General features: G+C 75.8%; 10 protein-coding genes and 1 pseudogene. 8 read left to right on the top strand and 3 right to left on the bottom strand.

Features of this window, described 5'->3' with window-relative positions; genetic code table 11:
- Positions 1 to 192 precede the first annotated feature (192 nt).
- Entirely contained in the window at positions 193 to 1,275 is a 1,083-nt protein-coding gene (locus NX794_RS18160; protein ID WP_428985924.1) for a PP2C family protein-serine/threonine phosphatase, read from the top strand.
- 29 nt (positions 1,276 to 1,304) lie between these two features.
- Here the strand turns inward: NX794_RS18160 and NX794_RS18165 are convergent, their stop codons facing one another.
- Positions 1,305 to 3,776, bottom strand: coding sequence for a SpoIIE family protein phosphatase (locus NX794_RS18165; protein ID WP_258779602.1), 2,472 nt, complete (start codon positions 3,774 to 3,776; stop codon positions 1,305 to 1,307).
- Between the two features lie 190 nt (positions 3,777 to 3,966).
- On the opposite strand from NX794_RS18165, the gene NX794_RS18170 reads away from it, so the two are divergent.
- From NX794_RS18170 to NX794_RS18190, 5 genes are all read left to right on the top strand, one after another.
- The gene (locus tag NX794_RS18170; protein ID WP_258779603.1) at positions 3,967 to 6,036 is read left to right on the top strand and encodes a SpoIIE family protein phosphatase; all 2,070 of its coding nucleotides are present in this window, start codon (positions 3,967 to 3,969) and stop codon (positions 6,034 to 6,036) included.
- Between the two features lie 117 nt (positions 6,037 to 6,153).
- On the top strand, positions 6,154 to 7,389 hold the full coding sequence (locus tag NX794_RS18175; protein WP_258779604.1) for a glycoside hydrolase family 88 protein: 1,236 nt from the start codon (positions 6,154 to 6,156) through the stop codon (positions 7,387 to 7,389).
- A gap of 324 nt (positions 7,390 to 7,713) precedes the next feature.
- Positions 7,714 to 7,917 (top strand): hypothetical protein, encoded by a 204-nt coding sequence (locus tag NX794_RS18180; protein WP_258779605.1) that lies wholly within the window; start codon positions 7,714 to 7,716, stop codon positions 7,915 to 7,917.
- Positions 7,918 to 8,488: 571 nt separating this feature from the next.
- On the top strand, positions 8,489 to 16,237 hold the full coding sequence (locus NX794_RS18185; RefSeq protein WP_258779606.1) for a type I polyketide synthase: 7,749 nt from the start codon (positions 8,489 to 8,491) through the stop codon (positions 16,235 to 16,237).
- Complete coding sequence (locus NX794_RS18190) at positions 16,221 to 17,666, top strand: tryptophan 7-halogenase (RefSeq protein ID WP_258779607.1); 1,446 nt, start codon at positions 16,221 to 16,223, stop codon at positions 17,664 to 17,666. The genes NX794_RS18185 and NX794_RS18190 overlap by 17 nt, the downstream gene beginning before the upstream one ends.
- Positions 17,667 to 17,673: 7 nt before the next feature.
- On the opposite strand, the gene NX794_RS18195 is transcribed toward NX794_RS18190, so the two are convergent.
- Positions 17,674 to 19,848, bottom strand: a complete 2,175-nt coding sequence (locus NX794_RS18195; protein WP_428985922.1) for a SpoIIE family protein phosphatase — start codon at positions 19,846 to 19,848, stop codon at positions 17,674 to 17,676.
- Positions 19,849 to 19,955: 107 nt separating this feature from the next.
- Here NX794_RS18195 and NX794_RS18200 point away from each other — a divergent pair, with 107 nt between their 5' ends.
- Positions 19,956 to 20,732, top strand: a complete 777-nt coding sequence (locus NX794_RS18200; protein WP_258779609.1) for a DUF427 domain-containing protein — start codon at positions 19,956 to 19,958, stop codon at positions 20,730 to 20,732.
- 75 nt (positions 20,733 to 20,807) lie between these two features.
- Here the strand turns inward: NX794_RS18200 and NX794_RS18205 are convergent, their stop codons facing one another.
- Positions 20,808 to 21,725: a TIGR03564 family F420-dependent LLM class oxidoreductase gene (locus NX794_RS18205; protein WP_258779610.1), complete on the bottom strand. Its 918-nt coding sequence runs from the start codon at positions 21,723 to 21,725 to the stop codon at positions 20,808 to 20,810.
- A 247-nt stretch (positions 21,726 to 21,972) separates the two neighbouring features.
- Between NX794_RS18205 and NX794_RS18210 the strand changes: the two are divergent.
- Positions 21,973 to 22,668 (top strand): annotated as a pseudogene (locus NX794_RS18210) (glycoside hydrolase); the annotation flags it as partial.
- Between the last annotated feature and the right edge of the window lie 15 nt (positions 22,669 to 22,683).

Genomic DNA, 22,683 nt, shown 5'->3' on the forward strand with positions numbered 1-22,683 from the left:
AGCAATGACCGGTGCGCCGTGGCCGGGCCCAGCAGGCTGGAGATCTTGCCGGGTCGGGTGACAGGAGTCCGAGGTGCGAAGGCCGCGTAAGCCCAACCGTCAGGGGAGGGCCGGGTGAGGCACGGCCGTACCGGCAGGACGCCGGAGGGCGTCACGGCGTCCCGCGCCCGGCTGACCGCGCCACCGGCGTGGATGCGCTGGCTGCCGGTCCTGTTCGTCGCGGGCCTGCTCGCGCTCGAACCCGTCACCCCCGTGGACTGGCCGGTCAGCTTCGTGCTGATCGCGCTGCCCCTGGTGGCCGCGTTCGCCCACGGGCCGCTGGTCGTGGGCGGTACGACGGTCTTCGCGATCCTCTTCCTCGGGGTGCTGGCCGGCACCCCGTGCTGCGCGGGCCGCTCCGTCGGCTACCTGTGGGACCGGCACTACGTGGCCGCCTACGTGTGCACGGCGCTGGTGGGCGCCCTCGGCGCGGTGCTCGCCGCCCACCGCACCCGCCGGGAGCGCACGCTCGCCGACGTGCGGTTCGTGGCCGACATCGCGCAGCGCGTGCTGCTCCGGCCGGTTCCGCACCGGGTCGGCGACCTCGTCATGGAGAGCCTGTACCTCTCGGCGGCGGCGGAGGCGCGGATCGGCGGGGACCTGTACGAGGCGGTGCCCACCGCCCACGGCGTACGGCTCATCATCGGCGACGTGCGCGGCAAGGGGCTGCTCGCGGTGGAGACCGCCGCCTCTCTGCTCGGGGCGTTCCGCGAGGCGGCCCACGACGAGCCGGACCTGGCCGCGCTGGCCGCCCGGCTGGAGACGAGCATGACCCGCAGGGCCCGGCAGCTGGGCGGGAGCGAGACGGAGGAGCGGTTCGTCACCGCCGTGTTCGCCGAGATCCCGCCCGGCGGCGGGGTGGTCCGCGTCGTCAACTGCGGTCACCCGCCCCCGATGCTGGTCCGTCCCGGCGAGGTGCGCGAGCTGGACAGCGGGCGGTCGGCTCCGCCGCTGAACCTGGGGGTGCTGCTCGGGGAGCCGTACCACGTCGACACCTATCCCTTCGGGCCCGGCGACCTGATCCTGCTGTACACGGACGGCGTGACGGAGGCGCGGGACGCCTCCGGCGCGTTCTATCCCCTGATGGCGCGGCTGCGCGCCTGGGACACGCTGCCACCGCACGACCTGCTGGAACGGCTCCACCAGGATCTGCTGGAGTACGCCAGCGACCGCCCGCAGGACGACACCGCCGCGCTCGCCGTGTGCCGGACGGCCACCCGCCCAGCGGCCGGCTGAGGACGGCGGGGCCGGCGAGGCGGCCCGCGTCACGGCACCGCCGGGGCTCCGGGGATCTCCTGCTCGGCCCAGATGACCTTGCCCTCGTCCGTGTACCGGGCGCCCCAGCGAAGGGCGAGCTGGGCCACCAGGAACAGGCCCCGGCCGCCCTCGTCCGTGCTGCGGGCGTGTCGCAGCCGGGGCGCGGTGCTGCTGGCGTCGGTGACCTCGCAGGTCAGACGGGAGTCGCGCAGCAGGCGCAGCCGGATGGGCGGGGTGGCGTAGCGGATGGCGTTGGTGACGAGTTCGCTGACGAGGAGTTCGGTGGTGACGGCCAGTTCCGGCAATCCCCACTCCTCGACCTGCCGGGTGGCGCGAGTGCGCAGATCGGCGACGGCCGCCGGGTCGACGGGCACCTCCCAGGAGACGACGTGGTCGGCGTCCAGGGCGCGGGTGCGGGCCAGCAGCAGGGCGACGTCGTCGGGCTGGGGCACGGGCACGAGATGCCGCACCACGGAGGTGCACAGCGTGGCGAGGTCCTCCTCGGCGCCCGCGAGGATCTCGCCGAGCCGGGCCATGCCGCGCTCCACGTCCTGATCGCCGCCCTCGATGAGGCCGTTGGTGTAGAGGCCGAGCAGGCTGTTCTCGGCGAGTTCGATCTCGGTGGCCTCGAAAGCCATGCCCCCGAGGCCGAGCGGGGGCCCGGCCGGGATCTCCGGGTACCAGTGGTGCCCGTCGGGGTCGACCACGACGGGCGGCGGGTGGCCGGCCCGGGCCAGCCGGCAGCACCGGGTGACGGGGTCGTACACGGCGTACAGACAGGTGGCGCCGGTGAAGGTGGCGTTCGAGGGGGCCTCGCCCGCGGTGGCCTCCTCGTCGGTCAGGCGCAGCACGAGGTCGTCGAGGTGGGCGAGGAGTTCGTCGGGCGGCAGCTCCATGTCGGCCAGGGTCTGCACCGCGGTGCGCAGCCGTCCCATGCTGGCCGCCGCGGGGATGCCGTGGCCCACCACGTCCCCGACCACCAGGCCGACCCGGGCCCCGGAGAGCGGGATCACGTCGAACCAGTCACCGCCGACACCGCCCGAGGGGTCGGCCGGCAGGTAGGAGGAGGCGACTTCCACGGCGGTGCCGCCCGCGAGTGCCGGCGGCAGCAGGCTGCGCTGGAGGGTGACGGCCGCCGCGTGCTCCCTGGTGTAGCGGCGGGCGTTGTCGACGCACACCGCCGCCCGGGCGACCAGTTCCTCGGCGAGCAGGACGTCGTCGGGTCCGAAGGAGACCGGGTTGTCGGAGCGGATGAAGGTGGTGAGGCCGAGGGTGGTGTCGCGGGCCCGCATCGGCACGGCGATCAGGGAGTGCAGACCGAACTCGCGGATGGTCCGCGCGCGCCCCGGCTCCTGTACGGCCCACATCTCGTCGGAGGGGTCGAGGACCGGCATGAGCAGCGGTTCGTCGATGCGCAGGTTCATGCCGTGCGGCCGCGTGAGGAAGTCGGCCTCCTCGCCGACGCGGGCCACGGCCTCGGGGGCGCCCGCCCTGACCGAGCTGAGCCCGGCGCGGCGCATCGTCGGCCAGGCGGGCGCGGGTCCGGCGTCGCTGAGCCAGGCGCCGTGTCCCTCGGTGCTGAGGACCGGCTCCAGCAGGTCCACCATGACGAAGTCGGCGAAGCGGGGGACGGCGAAGTCGGCGAGCTCCTGGGCCGTGCGCATCACGTCGAGGGTGGTGCCGATACGGGTGCCGGCCTCGTTGACCAGGGACAGCAGCCGGCGGGCGGTCCAGCGCTCGGTGACGTCCAGGACCATGTAGCAGACGCCGGTGCCGGTGCCGTCGGCGTCGACCAGGGGGAAGAACGACGACGAGTAGGCGTGCCGGCGGTGCGGGTCGGCCCAGCTCCAGCCGACGTACTCGTAGTCGGTGACCGGTACGCCGGTCGCGAGGACCTTGCGCATCAGGCCTTCGAGGGTCTCGGCCTCCAGACCGGGCAGCAGTTCGCTCAGCCGGCGCCCGATCCGCTCCTCGCGGGGCACCCCGCCGATGCCTTCGAGGGTGTCGTTCAGCCACACGTAGCGCAGCTCGGGGTCCACGACGGCCATGCCGAGGGGTGAGCGGGTCAGGAACGCGTCGAGGACGGACTGGCTGCTCCACCGGGTCCGCTGTTCGTGGGCCGAGACCAGGAAGCAGTCGCCGTCACCGACGCGGAAGGACGCGGAGACCCGCAGCCGGACGTCGAACGGGCGGCCGTCCCGGCGGCGTACGGTGATCAGCCCGCTCCAGCCGTTGCCGGCGCGGCACCGGGCCGCGATGCCCGCGACGCGCGCGGGGTCCTCGGGCATGGCCAGCAGCCGTGCCGCGGAGCGGCCGACGACCTCGTGCGCCGGATAGCCGCACAGCTCCTCGGCGCCGCGGGTCCAGCCCACCACGACGCCGGCCGCGTCCACCACCGCCGCCGCGTCGGCGGACGCGTCGAAGAGGTCATCCGGTCCGGTGGAACCGGATGCGCCCTCGTCCTTTCGCGGAGATTCCATCAGATGAAACCATTCACCACTTTGGTCCCTTTTATTCATATGGTGGGCTTTAACGGCGGACCTCGCCGGGTTGGGTCCGGAGGATCCCGGAGGGACCATGGACGGAAAACCGGTGCCCGGCACGCAGCGGCGCGACCGGTGCGACGCCGGCCGCGAGGGCGGCCGACCGGCCGGTGGAGGTGGACCCGGTATGGCAGTGGACTCCTTCGAGACCGGCCCCGCGGAACAGCGGCCCGAGCCGCCACCCCGGGCGACCGGCCTGCTGGACGTGCTCAGCGTGGCCGCGGTGGCCCTGGACACCCAGGGCCGGGTGGTCTTCTGGACCCCGCAGGCCGAGGAACTGTTCGGCTACACCGCCGAGGAGGCGCTCGGCCGGCACGCGGCCCGGCTGCTCGTCCAGCCCGAGCACCTGGGGGCCGTGGTCAGTCTGTTCACGGACGTGCTGGAGACCGGACGCGGCTGGGCCGGCGCGTTCCCGGTGCGGCACAAGGACGGCACCAGCCGGCTGACCGAGTTCCGCACCATGCGGCTGCTGGACGACCTCGGGGATGTCTACGCCCTGGGCATCGCGGCCGACCACACCCTGCTGCAGCGGGTCGAGACCGACCTGGCCCTGTGCGAGCAGCTCGTCAACCAGTCCCCCATCGGCCTGGCCCTGCTCGACCCCGACCTGCGCTACCTGCTGGTCAACCCGGCGCTCCAGCGCATCGACGGCATCCCGGCCGAGGAGCACATCGGCCGGCACCTGCGCGAGACCCTGCCCTTCCCGGACGTCGACACCGTCGAGTCCGCGCTGCGCCAGGTGCTGACCACCGGCACGCCGCTGCTCGACCAGTACCACGTGGGCCGCCCCCCGTCCGACCCCGGCAACGAGCACGCCTGGTCGCTGTCCTTCTACCGGCTCGCCGATCCCGGCGGCCGGGTGCTGGGCGCCGCCGTCTCGGTCGTGGACGTCACCGAGCGGCACCGGGCGGCGGGCGAGGCCGACCGGGCGCGGCGGCGGCTGGCGCTGGTGGCCGAGGCGTCCACGCGGGTCGGCACCACGCTGGACGTCCAGGAGACCGCCCGCGAGCTGGCCGAGATCGCCGCGCCGGCGCTCGCGGACGTGGTGGCGGTGGACATCCTCGACTCGGCGCTGTCCTGCCGCCCCATGAGCCGCCCGGACAACGGTCCGGAGCTGTTCCGGGCGCTCGCCCTGAAGGCCTCCCATCCGACGGTCGCCGAGCGCGCCGCCGACCCGCCCGGCGACCTGGCCGCCTACGAGGGCGACCGGCTGGTCACCCTGTGCGTGCACACCGGCCGCCCGGTGCTGGTCCAGCGGGTCGGACCGGAGGACCTGCCGCGGATCGCCCGGGACGCCGAGGCCGGCGCGCTGCTGGCGCGGGCGGGTGTGCACTCGTACCTCGCGGTGCCGCTGATCGCGCACGGCGAGGTGATCGGCGCGCTGGACCTCAAACGGACCCGGAATCCGGCGCCGTTCGACGAGGACGACGTCGTGCTCGCCGGCGAGCTGGCCGGCCGGGCCGCCGTGGCCATCGACAACGCCCGCTGGTTCCAGAGCGTCCGCAACACCGCCCTCACCCTCCAGCGCAGCCTGCTGCCCGACCACTCCGCGCACCACACCGGCCTGGAGGTGGCGTCCCGCTACCAGCCGGCCCAGGCCACCAGCGAGGTCGGCGGCGACTGGTACGACGTGATCCCGCTGGCCGGCGACAAGACGGCGCTGGTCGTCGGGGACGTCATGGGCAACGGCATCGACGCGGCCGCCACCATGGGCCGGCTGCGCACCGCCACCTGCGCGTACGCCGAACTCGACCTCGATCCCGGCGAGGTGCTCCAGCATCTGGACAAGGTCACCTGCGACCTGGAGCACTACATCGTGACGTGCCTGTACGCCGTGTACGAGCCGCGCACCCGGCGGTGCACGATCGCCAACGCCGGGCACATGCCGCCCGCCCTCGCCCGCCCCGGCCGGGCACCCACCCTCCTCGACCTGCCCAGCGGCGCCCCGCTCGGCGTCGGCGGCATCACCTTCCGCACCACCACCGTGGACCTGGGCCCCGGCGACCTGCTGGTGCTGTACACCGACGGCCTGGTGGAGACCCGGCAGCACGCCATCGACGACCGGCTGAACGTCCTGCTGAGCTTCCTTGACGAACCCCACCGCCCGCTGGAGGAGACCTGCGACCTGCTCCTGCACGGCCTGCGCCACCCCGACGACCACGACGACGTGGCACTGCTCATCGCGCGGGCGCTGTAGCCGGGAGCCGACGACGCCTTAGTTCACGTACGTGAACCTTGCCCATATGGGTGTACGAGCACGCCCGTGCCAGACTCGCGCAACGTCCCCTGAACGTCGCCGAGTCGGAGGTCACTCATGAGCGTTTCCCGGCGTGCCGTGCTCGCCGTGACGGCCGGCGTCACCGCGACCGCCGTCGCCGCACCGGCGCGGGCCGCGGGGACGGGTGGCGGCACCGGTCCGGACCCGGCGCCGACCGTCCGCGCGCTGCGCACGGCGGCCGACTACGCGGTGGCGAAACTGCGCGCCGTCGCGCCGGGGGTGACCGGCTTCCCGGTCGGGACGAGGTCCGAGAAGTGGACGTTCTCGGGGAACGGTGACTGGGTGGGCGGGTTCTGGCCGGGCACGCTGTGGATGGCGTACCTGTACAGCGGCGACGAGACGTTCCGGACGCTGGCCCTCGACTCCGCCCGCGGCCTCGCGCCCCGCCGCCACGACACGACCACCCACGACCTCGGGTTCCTGTTCTACCCGTCCTGGGTCACCGCCTGGCGGCTGACCGGCGAGGAGAGCTGGCGGGCGGGCGCCGTCGAGGCGGCCGACTCGCTGATCCGGCGCTACAACCCGCGCGGCCGCTTCCTCCGGGCCTGGGGAGCGCTCGACGACCCCCACAACGCCGGTCGCACGATCATGGACACCCTGATGAACCTCGATCTGCTGGACTTCGCGAGCCGGCAGACAGGCGACGAGAAGTACCGGCGTATCGCGGTGGAGCACGCGAGAACCGCGCAGCGGGTGTTCCCCCGGGCGGACGGATCGACCCCGCACGTCTACGACTTCGACCCCGGCACCGGTGCCCCGATCGGCCCGGACACGGTCCAGGGGTACAGCCCCGCCTCGTGCTGGTCGCGCGGGCAGGCCTGGGGCATCTACGGCTTCACGACCGTCTACCGGCGCACCGGGGAACGGGAGTTCCTGGCGACGGCACGTCAACTCGCCGACTACGCGGTGGGGGTGCTGACCCCCGACCACGTGCCCGTCTGGGACTACCGCGCACCGCAGCAGCCCCACGACGTCAAGGACGCGTCGGCGGGCGCCGTCATGGCGTGCGGCCTGCTCGACCTGGCCGCCGCGACCGGCGTCTCCCGGTACCGGGAGGTCGCGCTGCGCATCCTGACCGCCCTGTCGGAGACCTGCCTGACGACGGAGTCGGACCGCGCGGAGGCGATCGTGGCCCGCTGCACCCGCAACCGGCCCGCCGAGGACGGCATCGAGATCTCCCTGCCCTACGCCGACTACTACCTCCTCGAAGGCATCCTGCGCGTGTTGCGGCCGAGGGACGTCGACCGGGCCGTCGACCTCTCGACGGTGTGAAGGGGGCCGTGGCGGGCCCCGGGCCCGGGCCGAAGCGGTCCGAGATGCCGGGCCGGGAAAGGGCGGCTAGCGTGAAGACAAGGGCCGCGTTCCGGAGGGGACGTCCGTCGTCGCAGACGAAAGCCCACGTCAGGGCGGTCGCCCGCGCCGCACACCCGTCCCCCTCCTTTGACGCGGCAACACGTGTGGCCGCACCGTGAACTCGTCACGGCGGCCCGGCCATCCCCTCGACGCGGCGACCCCCGCGAGGGGTGGAAAGAAGGTAGGCCCATGAAAGGACAACGCGCGAGGCGTCTCTTCGCACTGTCTGCGGTCGGCGTTCTCATGGCCGGAGGCGCCGCCGTCGGCGTAGCGGGCACGGCATCGGCCGCCACCTCCACCCACGCACCCACCAACCGCGGCTGCTCCTACGGCAGCTTCTGGGGCGGCTGCAACCGCGGTGGCTTCTACCCCGGCGGTTACTACCCGGGTGGCTACTACCCCAGCGGCGTCCTGAGCCCCGGTGTCGTCGTGGTCGTCGTGGGCTGACGGTCCCGGAGACACGACGGCGGCGAAGCCCCGGACCCCCCGTGCGCGGAGCCGTTCGGCTCGCTCACGGGGGGTCTGTCGTGCAGGGCGCTGTCCCGTCCCGGCGCCCTGTGCGTCCAGCGCCGGGGACTTCCGGGTTCGACATACGTCGTGCGCCCCGGAGAGCGTCACCCGGCGGCGTGCCGACCACCGCCGCACCTCCTCCGCCGTCCGTCCTTCCGCACACCGCCGGCCCGCCGGCGCCCGCATGCGCCGGCCGTCTCGCCGAACCGGGCAGCCCGCGCGTGGGGGCGCCCGCCGGTCGGCGAGGCGCAGGCGCGGGCCCGGGAGTCCCTGGACGGCGTGGAGGGGGCACGGGCGCTGGAACTCCTGAGAGGACGACACGGTCGTTTGGGGGGCCACGCAGCGCTCGCACCTCGGCCCGCCCGAACCCCGCACCCACCGCGCCACCGCCGACCGTCGCCAGGTCGGGTGACGCTCGCCCCCGACTCCGCGTGTCGGCCGCCGGGCCGCCGTACTCTGCCCGGCGGGCCGGCACGACGCGGCCGGCGGAGCGAGGGGGCGAAGCCTGGTGGGTACGGCCGAGACGTACGAGGTGCGACCGGTACCGGAGTTACTGCGCGAGAACTCCGCACGCCACGGTGACAGGCTCGCGTTCGCCGACGACCGGCGTGCGGTCGGCTGGGCCGAACTGGAGCGCCGTACCGCACGGTTGGCGGTGGGACTGGGCGCCGGCCGGGGCGCCCGGGTGGCGTTCTGCCTCGACGGCGGTGTGGAACTGGCCGAGGGACTGCTCGCCACGGTAAGGGCCGGCGCGGTCGGCGTGCCCTGGAGCGCGCGCGCCACCGACGCCGAACTCGCCGGGCTGCTGGCCGACTGCGAGCCGGCCGTGCTCGTCACCGACCGGCACAACCTGCCGCGCCTCGCCAAGCTGACGGCGGGCCGGCCGGTCCGGCTGGTGGTGACGGGCGAGGGCCCGCCGCCGGCCGGCACCACGGGCTACCAGGCCCTCACCGCCGTACCCGCGCCCCCGCCGCCCGACGACCTGGGCCTGGACGAACCGGCCTGGCTGCTCTACACGTCCGGCACCTCCGGCACACCCCGGGCCGCGGTCTCCAGCCAGCGGTCCGCGCTGTGGTCCCCGTTCGCCTGCTATCTGCCGCGGCTCGGTCTGTCGGCGTCGGACCGGCTGCTGTGGCCGCTGCCGCTGTCGCACACCTACGCGCACTCGCTGTGCGTGCTGGGCACCACCGTGGCCGGGGCGAGCGCCCGGATCACCGCCGTCCCCGAACCGGCCGCGCTGGCCCGGCTGGCCGCCGAGTTCGCGCCGACGGTCCTGGCCGGAGTCCCGCTGACCTACCGGCAGTTGCTCGACACCGGCCTCGGCGCGCTGCCCTCCTTGCGGCTCTGTGTCACCGCCGGCGCGCCCAGCGGCCCTGAACTGCGGGCACGGGTCCAAGAGCGGTTCGGGGCCCCGCTGCTCGACGGCTACGGCAGCACCGAGACCTGCGGCAAGATCGCCATGGAGGCGCCGGAGGGACCGCGAGTGCCCGGCGGCAGCGGGGCGCCGCTGCCCGGCATGGACGTCCGGATCGTGCGCCCCGGCGGCGAGGAGTCCGGCGCCGGGGACGGCGAGATCTGGGTGCGCGGTCCCGGGGTCATGCTCGGCTACCACGGCCGGCCCGAGGAGACCGCGGCCGTGCTGCGCGACGGCTGGTACCGCACCGGCGACCTGGGACGGCTCGGCGAGGACGGCTCTCTGACCGTCACCGGGCGGCTGGGCGACCGGATCGTGCGCGGCGGCGAGAACGTCGACCCGGCCGAGGTCGAGCGGGTGCTGCGGGACCTGCCCGGGGTGCGGGACGCGGCCGTGGTGGCGCGGTCCCATCCGCTGCTCGGCGAGGTCCCGGTGGCGTACGTCGTCCCCGCGCACCGGGGCCTCGACGCGGCCGGGCTGCTGCGGGCCTGCGCGAGGGAACTGTCCGCGCACAAGGTGCCCGAGGAGATCCTGTTCCTCCCGGCCGTACCGCGCACCGCGGCCGGCAAGCCGCGCCGGGCCCTGCTGCGTGCGGCACTGGCCGGGCGGGAGCCGGACCTCCCCCCGCTCGCCGACCGCACGCCCGGTGAGCGGCGAGCCGCGCTGACCGCTCTGGTGTGCGAGGAGACCGCGGCGCTGCACGGGGCACCCGCCGAGCCCGAGCCCGGCGTCGCGTTCGCGGACCTGGGGCTGACCTCGATGGACGCGATGACCCTGTGGCACCGGCTGGGCCTGCGCACCGGCCTGCGTCTGCCGGCCACCCTGGTGTGGGACCACCCGAACCCGGCCGCCGTCGCCGCCTACCTGGACACCCGCCTGCACGCGAAGGCCGTACCCGCGAGGCCGGCCCCGTCGCGCGGCCCGGGCGCGGAACCGGTGGCGATCGTGGCCGTCGGCTGCCGCTACCCGGGCGGTGTGCACTCGCCCGAGGGCCTGTGGCGTCTGACGGCCCAGGGTGTGGACGCCACCGGCGACTTCCCGGCCGACCGGGGCTGGGACCTGGCGGCCCTGTACGACCCCGACCCCGACCGGCTCGGCACCACCTACGCCCGGCGCGGCGGGTTCCTCGACGACGTGGCCGGCTTCGACCCGCTCTTCTTCGGCATGTCGCCCCGCGAGGCCCTCGCCACCGATCCCCAGCAGCGGCTGCTGCTGGAGGTCGCCTGGGAGACCCTGGAGCGGGCCGGCATCCCCGCACCGGAGCTGCGCGGCTCCCGCACCGGTGTCTTCGTCGGCCTGATGCACGTCGGCTACGGCACCGGCATCTCACCGCACGAACTGGAGTCCCAGGTCGGCATCGGCTCCTCGGGCAGTGTGGCGTCCGGCCGGATCTCCTACGTCCTGGGGCTGCGCGGGCCCACCCTGACCCTGGACACGGCCTGTTCGTCCTCGCTGGTCGCGCTGGACCTGGCCGCCAGGTCGCTGCGGGCCGGGGAGTGCGCGCTCGCGCTGGCGGGCGGGGTGACGGTGCTGTCGAGCCCGCAGCCGTTCATCGCGTTCAGCCGGCAGCGCGCCCTGTCCCGGGACGGCCGCTGCCGGTCCTTCGCCGCGGGCGCGGACGGCACCGCCTGGGCCGAGGGCGTGGGCCTCGTCCTGCTGGAGAGGCTGTCGGACGCGCGGCGCGACGGCCATCCGGTGCTGGCGGTGCTGCGCGGCTCCGCCGTCAACTCCGACGGCGCCTCGAACGGCCTGACCGCGCCCAGTGGTGCGGCCCAACGGGAGCTGATCGAGCAGGCGTTGGCCGACGCGGGCCTGGCGGCGGCCGACGTGGACGCGGTCGAGGGGCACGGCACCGGGACCGCGCTCGGCGACCCGATCGAGGCCGGCGTGCTGCTGGCCACCTACGGGCAAGGCCGTGATCCGGCGGACCCGCTGTGGCTCGGCTCGGTGAAGTCGAACCTCGGACACACCCAGGCCGCCGCGGGCGTCGCCGGGCTGATCAAGATGATCGAGGCGATGCGGCACGGCGAACTGCCCGCCTCGCTGTACGCGGACCCGCCCTCGCCGCACGTCGACTGGTCCGCGGGCGCGGTACGGCTGCTCGACCGGGCCCGGCCCTGGCCGCGCCGCGACCGGCCGCGCCGGGCGGCGGTCTCGTCCTTCGGCATCGGCGGCACCAACGCCCACGTGATCATCGAGGAGCCCCCCGCGCCGGCCGCCGAGCCGGCACCGGCGCACCGGTTCCCGGTCGCCCCCTGGCTGGTCGGCGGCGGCGACGAGGCGGGCCTGCGGGCCCACGCGGCGGCACTGGCCGACCGGTTGACCTGCACCGCCGCCCCACTGGACGCGGCCGACTCGCTGGACGTCGCGTACTCGCTGGCGACGACCAGGGCACCGCTGCCGCACCGGGCCGCCGTCGTGGCCCCCGACGCCGAGGGCCTGTCGGCCGGGCTGCGCGCCCTCGCGGCCGGCACCGACAGCCCGGCCCTGCTGCGCGGCACCGCACGCAACCGCCCCCGGGTCGCCCTCCTCTGCGCGGGCCAGGGTGCCCAGCGATCCGGCATGGGCCGTGAACTGCGGGCCGCCTTCCCGGCGTTCGACGCCGCCTTCACCGCCCTGTGCGAGGAGTTCACGCCCTGGCTCGACCGGCCGCTGCCGGAGGTGATCGACGCGTCCGACGAGGGCCTGCTGCACCGGACGGACTACGCGCAGCCCGCCCTGTTCGCCTTCGAGGTCGCCCTGCACACCCTGCTCGCCGAACTGGGGGTGCGCCCCGACCACCTGGCCGGGCACTCGGTCGGCGAACTGGCCGCCGCCCACGTCGCGGGGGTGTTCTCCCGAGCCGACGCCGTGCGGCTGGTCGCCGCGCGGGGCCGGCTGATGGCCGCGCTGCCCGCCGGCGGTGCGATGGCCGCGGTCCGCGTGCCGCCGGCCGAGGTGACGGCACGGCTCGGGGACGTCCCGGGCCGGGTGGCGCTCGCCGCGGTCAACGGCCCCTCGTCGGTCGTGCTCTCCGGTGACGAGGACGCGGTCACGGCGCTGGCCGCCCTGCTGGGGCGGCCGGCGCGGCGGCTGCGGGTCAGCCACGCCTTCCACTCCCCGCTGCTGGACCCGATGCTGGCGGAGTTCCGGGCGGTCGCCGAGTCGGTGACCTATCACCCGCCGACGATCCCGGTGGTGTCCACGCTGACCGGCCGCCCCGAGACGGACGCGCTCGCCACCGCGGACCACTGGGTACGGCAGGTCCGCGAGACCGTCCGCTTCGCCGACGCGGTGGCCCGTCTGTCCGAGGACGGCGTCGGCGTGTTCGTCACGGCGGACCCCTCGGGCGCGCTCACGGGGGCGGCCGAGGAGTGCGTCGCGCCGGACGCGGACGCGGTGTTCACCTCCTGCGCGGACGGCCGTACGACACTGGAGGCGCTGGCCGCGCTGCATGTGCGCGGCGTGGACGTCGACTGGCGGGCGGTGTACGCGAACAGCGGTGCCCGTCGGCGCGCGCTGCCGACCTATCCCTTCCAGCGGCAGCGTTACTGGCTGACCGCCGTACGGCAGCCGGTCCCGCCCGGCCACCCCCTGATCGGGCATCCGCGGCCCGACGCCGACGGGCCCGGCATCCGGCACACGGCCGTGCTGTCCACCGCCCGCCACCCGTGGCTGGCCGACCACCGCATCGGTGACCGCGTACTGGTGCCGGCCACCGTCTTCGCCGAGCTGGCGTGCCGGGCCACCGGAGCGGACGGCCCGGTCCGGCTGGCCGAACTCGCCTTCCACGAGCCGCTGGTCCTGCCCGGGGCGGGGGCCGTGCGGGTCCAGGTGGTGGCCGGCGCCCCGGACGGCTCCGGTGGGCGGCCGGTGACGGTCTGGAGCCGCCCGGACACCGACGAGGCGGCGGACTGGACCCGGCACGCGACGGCGAGGCTCGCCGCGCCGGAGGCCCCGGCACCCGTCGGTCCGGCCGAGCCCTGGCCGCCCCCGGGTGCCCGACCCGTGCCCGTCGACTACGCGCGGCCGGCCGCGCACGGTCTGCGCTACGGGCCCGCGTTCCGCGCGGTGACCGGACTGTGGCGGCGGGACGGCGAGGTCTTCGCCGACCTGGCCCTGCCGCCGGGCGAGGCGGCGACGGCCGCCGCGTACACCCTGCACCCGGCGCTGTTCGACGCGGCCATGCACGCCGGCCCCCTGGCCGAGCGGCCCGGCGAGGCGGCGGGCCCGCCCCGGGTGCCGCTCGCCTGCACCGGCGTGTCCGTGTACGCGACCGGCGCCTCCGCCGCGCGGGCGGTGCTGCGGCGGCTCGGCCCGGACGAGTTCCGGGTCACCCTGAGCGACCCGGCGGGCCGCCCGCTCGCGGCCGTCCGCTCCCTGGTCACCCGCGCCCTGCCGGCGCCCACCGAGACCTACCGCCTGGCCTGGCGGCCCGCGGCACCGGTCCGGGACGCGAGTGAACCGGCCCGGGACCATGAGGTGCTGGACGTGGCGCGTCTGGCCGGGACCCTGCCCGAGGGCACCGGCGTGCCGGAGCGGGTGCGCGGGCTGCTGTCGGCCGTGCTGGAGCGGGTGCGGGAGTGGACGTCCGGCGCCCGTCCGGGCCGGCTGCTGGTCCTCACCCGCGAGGCGACCGGCACGGACCCGGACCCCGCCGAGGCCGCGGTCGCCGCGCTCGTGCGCAGTGCCCAGTCCGAGCACCCCGGCACGCTGGTGCTGGTCGACCGGCGCGGAACTCCGGCCTCGGAGACGGACCTTGAGGCGGCCCTTGAGGCGGCCCTGCGCTCGGGTGAGCCGGAGGTCGCCCTGCACGCGGGCGGGGTGCTGGTGCCCCGGCTGGAGCCCGCCGGCCCGCCCACCGAGGCGCCGCCCGCGCCGGCCCCCGACGGTACGGTGCTCATCACGGGTGGCACCGGAGCGCTCGGCGCGAGCCTGGCCCGGTACCTGGTCACGGAACTCGGGGTACGGCACCTGCTGCTGACGAACCGGGACGGCCGTACTCCCGGCTGGGCGGCCGAACTCCCGGCGAGGGTAAGGGTGTCGGCCTGCGACATGGGCGACCGGGAGGCGGTGCGCGCGCTGGTCGCCTCGTGCCGGCCGGTGTTGACGGCGGTCTTCCATCTCGCCGGTGTGCTCGACGACGGCGTGGTGGACTCGATGACACCCGCGCGGCTCGCGGCGGTGCTCGCGCCCAAGGCGGACGGCGCCTGGTATCTGCACGAGGCGACACGGGACCTGGACCTGTCCGCGTTCGTGCTGTACTCCTCGGCCGCCGCCGTCCTCGGCCGGCCCGGCCAGGCGAACTACGCGGCGGCGAACGGGTTCCTCGACGCCCTCGCCCGGCACCGCGCGGCCCACGGCCTGCCCGCGCGGGCGCTGGCCTGGGGCCCCTGGAGCACGGCGGGTGAGGGCGGGATGGCCGGCCGGGTGGCGCCCGAACTGCTCGATGCGGGCGGTGTGTTGCCCGTCACCGAGCAGGAGGGCATCGCCCTGCTGGCGGCGGCGCTCCGGACCCCGGAACCGGTCCTGGTGCCGATCCCGCTGGACCGCGCCGCCGCGAGCCGGTCGGGTGCGGCACCGGTCCTCGCGGACCTGCTGCCGGGCTGGGCTCCCCGAGCGGAGCCTGCCGTCGGGCCCGGAGGGCCGGTGCCGCAGGCGCCGGGTGCCTGGCGGGAGCGACTGGCGTCCGTCGCGTCGGATCAACGCGAGTCCGCGCTCGCCGAGTTGATCCGGGCGGAGGTCGCCGCCGTGCTGGGCTTCCCGGACGCGGGCGCGCTGCCCGCCGACCGTGCCTTCACCGACCTCGGCTTCGACTCGCTGACCGCCGTCCAGGTCCGCAACCGGCTCAGCGTGCTCACCCGGCTGCGACTGGCCCCGGGCGTCGTACTGGAACACCCCACCCCGGCCCGGCTGGCGGCCCACGTCCACGCGGCCCTGCGCACGGCGGGCGCCCTGCCGGACGGCGGCGCCGGGCACCCGGACAGCGCGGTGGACCGCGGGCCGTACGGTTTCAGCCGCCTCTACCACCAAGTACTGCGCGAGAAAGGCCCGTTGGAGGCCATAGGGCTGCGGCATCTCGCGTCGTACGCGCTGCCGGTCTTCGGTGCGGCCGAGCGCGCCCGGTACACGGTCGCGCCGGTCCGGCTCGGGCGGGGCGGCGGCACCCCGGTCGTGTACCTGCCGGACTACCTGTCGCCGTACCAGCGCGCTCCCCTCGCCCTGGCCGAACGGCTGGCAAGCGATCACGACATGTTCCTGCTGGAGCATCCCGGGTTCGGGGAGCGCCGGGGCGTGCCGGACAGCATGGCGACCCTGGCGCGGGCGCACGCCGACACCGTCCGGGCGCTGCCCGGGGACACGGCGCCGGTGCTGGTGGGCTTCTGCGCCGGTGGCGCGGTCGCGCACGCGGTGGCCCGCCGCCTCGCGGCCGACGGCCGGCCACCGGCCGGCGTGGTACTGATCGACACCCATGCCGGGGTGCTGCGCCGGGCCGATCCGCGCGGGCTCGCCCTGATGGCCGCCGGGGCGGCACTGCCCGAGTACGTCGTCGCGGAGGCGGACGACTCGCTGCTGATCGCCCAGGGCGGCTACGCGCGCGTGCTGGAGGACTGGCGGCCCGCACCCTCCCCGGTGCCCACCCTGCTGCTGCGGGGCCGGCCCACGGCGGAGATGCGACGGCTCGACCCGGACGCGGACTGGCGGCCGCACTGGCCGCTCCCGCACGACGCCGTGGACCTCCCCGGCGACCACCACGCGGTGCTGCTGCGGGAGGCCGACGGCACGGCGGCGGCGATCCGCGCCTGGCTGGTGAGCCTGGCCGAGGGCCCGAGGCCAGGAGGACCCGATGACCTCACCGTATGACCTCGTCGTCGTGGGCGGCGGGCCGGCCGGCTCGACCGCCGCGACGGCCGTGGCCCTGCGCGGGCACCGGGTGCTCCTGCTGGAGCGGGAGACCTTCCCGCGCTACCGGATCGGCGAGTCGCTGCTGCCCGCCACCGTGCACGGCCTGTGCCGGCTGCTCGGCGTCGCCGACGAGGTCGCCCGCGCGGGCTTCACCCTCAAGCGGGGCGGCACCCTGCGCTGGGGCCGCGACCCGGAGCCCTGGCGGTTCTCCTTCGCCGCGACACCGCGCCTGCCCGATCCGACCGCGACCGCCTTTCAGGTGGAGCGCTCGCGCTTCGACGAGATCCTGCTGCGCAACGCCGAGCGGGTGGGCGTCGAGGTCCACGAGGGCAGCCCGGTGCGCCGGGTGCTCGCCGAGGGCGGCCGGGTGCGCGGGGTGGAGTACACCGCCCCGGACGGTTCCGCGCGGACGGCGTACGGGCGGTTCGTGATCGACGCCTCCGGCAGCACCAGCCGGCTGCACGGCGAGGTCGGCGGGGCCCGGGTGTACTCGGACTTCTTCCGGAACCTCGCCGTGTTCGGCTACTTCGCGGGCGGTCGCCGGCTGCCCGCACCGGACAGCGGCAACATCTTCTGCGCCGCGTTCGACGCCGGGTGGCTCTGGTACATCCCGCTGCGCGACGACCTGACCAGCGTCGGCGCCGTGATCGCGCCGGAGCACTACGCGGCCGTGCAAGCCGATCCACGCGCCGCCTGGCGGGACATGATCCGGGCCTGTCCGGACGTCGACCGGCTGCTCACCGGGGTGCCGGTGGCGACCGAGCCGCCGTACGACCGGGTCCGGGTCCGCAAGGACTACTCCTACGGGAAGCGGTCGCTGTGGCGGCCGGGCATGGCGCTGGCCGGCGACGCGGCGTGCTTCGTGGACCCGGTGCTGTCCTCGGGCGTCCATCTGGCCACCTACGGCGCCCTGTTGGCGGCCCGCGCGGTCAACTCCGCCCTGGACGGCAGCCTCCCGGAGGAGCGCGGCTTCGCCGAGTTCGAGGCCCGCTACCGCCGGGAGTACGGCGTGTTCCACGACTTCCTGGTGGCCTTCTACGACATGGAGCGCAACGAGGAGTCGTACTTCTGGTCGGCGAAGAAGATCACGCGCGTCGACGGCGACGAGGCCGCCGCCTTCGCGGAACTGGCCGCGGGTGTGGCGTCGCGTGACGCGTCCGTGCTCGGCGCCGCGGCGGCCGGACTGGGCGCGGCGGTGGACCGGTTGGCGACAGGTGACGGACGCGGGAACCCGCTGCTGTCGGCGCCGGTCGTCCGGGACGCCTTCCGCGCCGGCAACGAACTCCAGGAGCAGGCCCTGTACGGCGGTCCGCTCGACGGTCCGGATCCGGCGCGGGCGGGCGAACCGGCCGTGGCGGAGGACGGGTTGTCGTGGGTGCTGCCCTGACGAGCCGTCAGCTCCGGGCGGTGTGCCGGAGCAGCAGCAGCGCGATGTCGTCGGTGCGCCGGCCGTCCGTGCCCGACCCGCCGAGGAGGGTGTCGATGAGGCCGTCGAGTTCGCGGTCGCCGGCGTGCGCGAGGCGGGCGGCGAGCGCGGCGATGGAGTCGTCCAGGTCGACGCCGGGGACCTCGACGAGGCCGTCGGTGTAGAAGGCGAGCAGCAGCCCGGGCGGCAGCGGGATCTCGGTCACCGGGAAGACGGCGCCCGGGTCGATGCCGAGGAGGGGGCCGGGCGGCACGTCCAGGGGTCCGGTGCCGCCGTCGGGCCGGCGCGCCAGCGGGGGCGGGTGCCCGGCGCTGGCGAGGGTCACGTGCCGGCGGGCCAGGTCGAGGTGGGCGTACAGGCAGCTGGTGAACAGGTCGGTGCCGAGGTCGATGAGGAGCCGGTTGGCCCCGGCGAGCACCCGGTCCGGGGCGGCGCCCAGCGCCGCGTGGGCGTGGACGGCGGTCCTGACCTGGCCCATCAGGGCGGCGGCGGCCGTGTCGTGGCCCTGTACGTCGCCGATGACGGCGGCCACCACGGTGTCGCCGAGCGGGATGAGGTCGTAGAAGTCGCCGCCGATGTCCATGCCCCGGGTGGCGGGCAGATAGCGGGCGGCGACCTCCAGGCCGGTGACCGGGGGCAGGACGCGCGGCAGCAGGGCCTGTTGCAGGCCGTGCGCGAGGTCGTGCTTGGTGTCGAACAGGCGGGCCCGGTCCAGGGCCTGGGCGATGAGGCCGGCCAGCGAGGTCAGCACGGCGCGGTCCTCGGCCGGGAAGGGGTGCGGCCGGTCGTAGGAGAGGATGCAGCAGCCGACCGGGCGGCCGGAGGCGATGAGCGGGAGGAACGCCCAGGCCTGCTTGCCGCTGATCAGGGTGGCCTCCGGGTAGAGGCGGCGCATCTCCTCGCGGTCGGCCATGAACGCGGGGACGCCGGTGCTCAGGGCGCGGCCGGCCGGGGTGAGGCGGGTGTCGAGGGGCAGCCCGTCGAGGCGTTCGATGGTGTGGGGGTCGTAGCCGCGGTGTCCGGTGATGCGCAGCCGGCCGGCCTCGGCGCTGGACAGCACCAGGGACTGCGCCCCGAACGCGGGCATGATCTGGTCGGCGATGAGGTCCACGACGTCCTGGACGCCGACGACCTCGGTGAGCGCGGCGGCCAGATGGGTGAGCTGGTAGAGGCGGCCCGCCCGGGCGGGAGCGGGCGGGGTGCCGTGACCGGGGTCCGGGCTGCCGGGGATGCGGGTGCCGCGGGGGACAATGCGGACGCTGATGCCGCTGGCGTCGGGGAACAGGTGGAAGTCCAGCCAGTCGTCCGGTGGGCGGCACGCCGTGAAGACGACGGGCTCGCGGGTGATGACGGCGGCCCGGTAGCGGTCCTCGCAGGCCGGGTCGTCGAGCCAGCGCAGCGACTGCCACGGGAGGGTGCCCAGGAGTTCGCCGGCCTCGCGGCCCAGCAGGTCGCAGGCGCCCGCGCTGAGGTAGGTGAAGCGTCCCTCCAGGTCCAGGGCGCAGGCGCCGCCGGGCAGCCGTTCGAGGAGGTCGGCGGCGGCCATCACCGGGCCGACGGCGCGGTGGCCGGTCCCGAGGGGCAGGACGCGCGGCCGCTCGACGGCGCGGCCGGCGCGGTCCGTGCCCGGCCCGCCGGACTCCTCGATGAGCCGGGCCAGCCGGCCGCAGCTCGCGGTGATGTGTCCCCGTTCCCGTGGGGTCATGTACGGCGGGCGGGTGGCCGGCCACATCAGGAGCAGCGCTCCCCAGCGGCGGACGCCGGTGACCGGTGCGGCGGCCAGGACCAGGGGGTACGGCAGCACCATCGCGGTGCGCGGGTAGGTGCGGGCCAGTTCGTGCTGGCCGGCGACCCACACGACGCGGTTCTCGCGGACCGCGTCGGCGACGGGCGCGGGCGCGCCGGCCGGGACCGTCGCCCAGGGCGCGGCGATGTCGGCGGGCACTCCGCACAGCACGTCCAGGCTAAGGGTCCGCCCGTCCGGGTCGAGGAGGTAGAGGGCGCCGACGGCCGCGCCGGTGCGGCGGACCGTCTCCGCGAACGCGGCGTCCCTGGCGTCCGTGTCCGCGGCCGGCTCACCGGCTGCGCTCACGACGCGCCTCCGGCGCCTCCCGGCGCTCTCGCGCCGGCCGGCCGCCCGCATCCGCCCTCGCCCATATCGGGACGCTACGCCCTCGCGAGCGGGTCGGCACGTGCGCGGCGGGCCCGTGCGCGGGGCAGGATGCGGGAGAGAGCGAAGGAGAGCGGACGATGAACGCTGTCACTCCGGAGGGCCTCCGGTGGGAGCCGAGCGGGCGGTGGGTGCGGGGCACCAGGGGCGGGGTGACGGTCGTGGACAGCCGCCGTCCCGTCCTGGTGTGGGAGCCGGACGTGCCGGTGCCGGCGTACGCCTTCCCGCGCGCCGAGGTCAGGGCTGACCTGCTGCGCCCGGCGCGCAATCCGCCGGCCGGCGCCCACGCCGGATCGGTGGTCTTCCACGACCTGGAGCTGGGCGGTGAGCTGCTGGAGAACGCGGCCTGGACCTACCCGGGCGAGGATCTGGCCGGTCATGTCGCCTTCGAGTGGACGGAGCGCACCGGCCGGGGTCTCGACCACTGGTTCGAGGAGGAAGAGGAGATCTTCGTCCACCCGCGCGACCCGTACAAACGGGTGGACGCGATCCCCAGCAGCCGGCGGGTGCGGGTGGAGATCGGGGGCACGGTCGTCGCGGACACGCGCCGGCCGGTCCTGCTCTTCGAGACGGGCCTGCCGACGCGCTACTACCTGCCCCGCGAGGACGTCCGCCTCGACCTGTTCGTGCCGTCCGCGCGGCGCACCCGCTGCCCGTACAAGGGCACGGCCGGGTACTGGTCCTGGGCCGGCCCGGGGGACGTCCCGGCCGGCATCGTGTGGAGCTACCCGGAGCCGCTGCCGGCCGTGGCCGCCATCGCGGGGCTCCTGGCCTTCTCCAACGAGGCGGTCGACCTCACGGTGGACGGGGAGCGGCTGGGGCGTCCGGTCACGCCGTTCAGCCGTACGCTGTCCTGATCAGCCGCGCCCGCTTCCAGTCAGCCGCGCCCGGTTCCGGTCGCCTGCGCCCTGTCCTGGAGCCCGCCCGCCGGTTCAGTCCGCCGCGAGTTCGCCGAGCAGCCGCCAGGTACGGCGGCGGTCGGTGTCGCCGCCCAGCTCCGTCGCCGTGAACACGACCTCCGTCGCCCCGGCCTCGCGGTAGCGGCGCACCTCGGCGGCGACGGTCTCCTCGTCCCCGATGACGGCCAGGTCGGCGGCGCGGGTGGCGCCGGAGAGCCCGACGATCCGCTGGTAGGACGGGAACTGGTCGTAGAAGGCGAGTGCCTCGGCCGCGCGCTGCCGGACCGCGTCCGGGTCGGCGGTGACCACGCCGGGTACGAAGGCGACGATCCGGGGCGCCGGCCGGCCCGCCGCCTCGGCCGCCGCGTGGAGGGCCGGCACGAGGTGGCCGGCGAGGGCGCGCGGCCCGGCCAGCAGCGGGAGGATGCCGTCGGCGAGTTCACCGGCGGCGCGCAGCGCCTGCGGGCCCATCGCGGCGACCAGGACCGGCACGGGCGGTTCGGCTCCGGGCACCGCGGCGGGCAGCGGGGTGGTGGCGGTCAGCAGCTCGCCGTGGAAGTCGGCGCGGCCCGTCTCGGTCACCTGCCGCAGCGCGGTGACGAACTCCCGGAGCCGGGCCACGGGGCGCTCGTAGGGGATGCCGAAGCCGGTCTCGGTGAAGTGCCGGGTGCCGAGCGCGAGGCCGAGGTGGTAGCGGCCGCCGGTCGCGGCCTGGGCGGTCTGGGCCTGGCTCGCGACGAGCAGCGGATGGCGTCCGAAGACGGGGATCGCGGCGGTGCCGACGTGCAGGCCGGGCACCTCGCGTCCGACGATCGCGGCGAGCGAGGGCGAGTCGTACGTGAAGGTCTGCCCGAACCACGCGGACCGCAGTCCGGCCTCATGGGCCTCGCGTCCGTGCCGTACGAGGGTGTCGATCGGGTTCTGATGGGTCAGCGCAACACCGATGCTCATGACAGGGAAACCGGGCCCCGCGCGCGGGCATTCCAGGCCATGTGTGACAAGTGTGTGGCGGCGCGGGCCCCGTCGGGCCGCCCGGCGGCGACATGCGGCCACCGCCCGGCCGTCCCCTTCCCTTCGCCGCGGGCCGTGGTGGACACTCCGCTCAGCCGGGGCCGTCCCGTCACTCCGGTCGCCCCGCTCTCCCCCGCCCCACGTCCGAGGGCCACCGCCATGCCGATCGCACCCGCCGTCCCGCGTCTGGGCCGGCCACGACGACTGGGCCCTGCTGTGCTACGACGACTCCGGCCACCGCTCCGGGATCCTCGACTCCGGCGACTGGCGCGGCGCCGCCTGGCAGCACCTCGTGACGGCGCCGGGCAGGTGGTCCGGGCCGGTGGCAGCGGTGCCGGTCTGGAAGATGCTCTCCGTCGACCACGGCGACGCCGTGGCGTCCCCGCGCGTGCGGGCCGGCGGCGACTGGGACTCCGGTGCCGCCAAGGCGGCCTGCCCCGACGGTCTGCGGCTGGCCGGGCTCGCCCACAGCGGTGGGCGCGGGCTGTGCACCGACACCGGCGCGGGCGACCTGCGGTCCGCCGCCGTCGGTCAGACGGTCGTCACCGACGAGCGGTACGTGCCCTCCGGCGGTGACTGGGCGTCGGGGTACACCAAGTTCCCGTGTCCGGCGGGGTACTTCCTCATCGGGTACAGCGAGCGGGGGGCGCGGCTGTCGGCGGCGCTGTGCGTGCCCGCGCGTGACCGACTGGCGGGAACGGGGCGCACGGTGTGGTTCGACCGCGCGGACAACCGTCCAGGGGACGCGGCCGGGGGCGATTTCGCGTACGGCGCCTACAAGGGCCAGTGCGCCGACGACGAGTACGCGGCGGGCATCGCCTTCACCACCCGGCTCGGCAGCAGCCCGGGTCCGGCGGCGCTGCTGTGCCGCCGACTGTCCTGACAGGCACCGGCGAGG

Source organism: Streptomyces pyxinicus, assembly GCF_024753135.1.
Classification (GTDB): domain Bacteria; phylum Actinomycetota; class Actinomycetes; order Streptomycetales; family Streptomycetaceae; genus Streptomyces; species Streptomyces pyxinicus.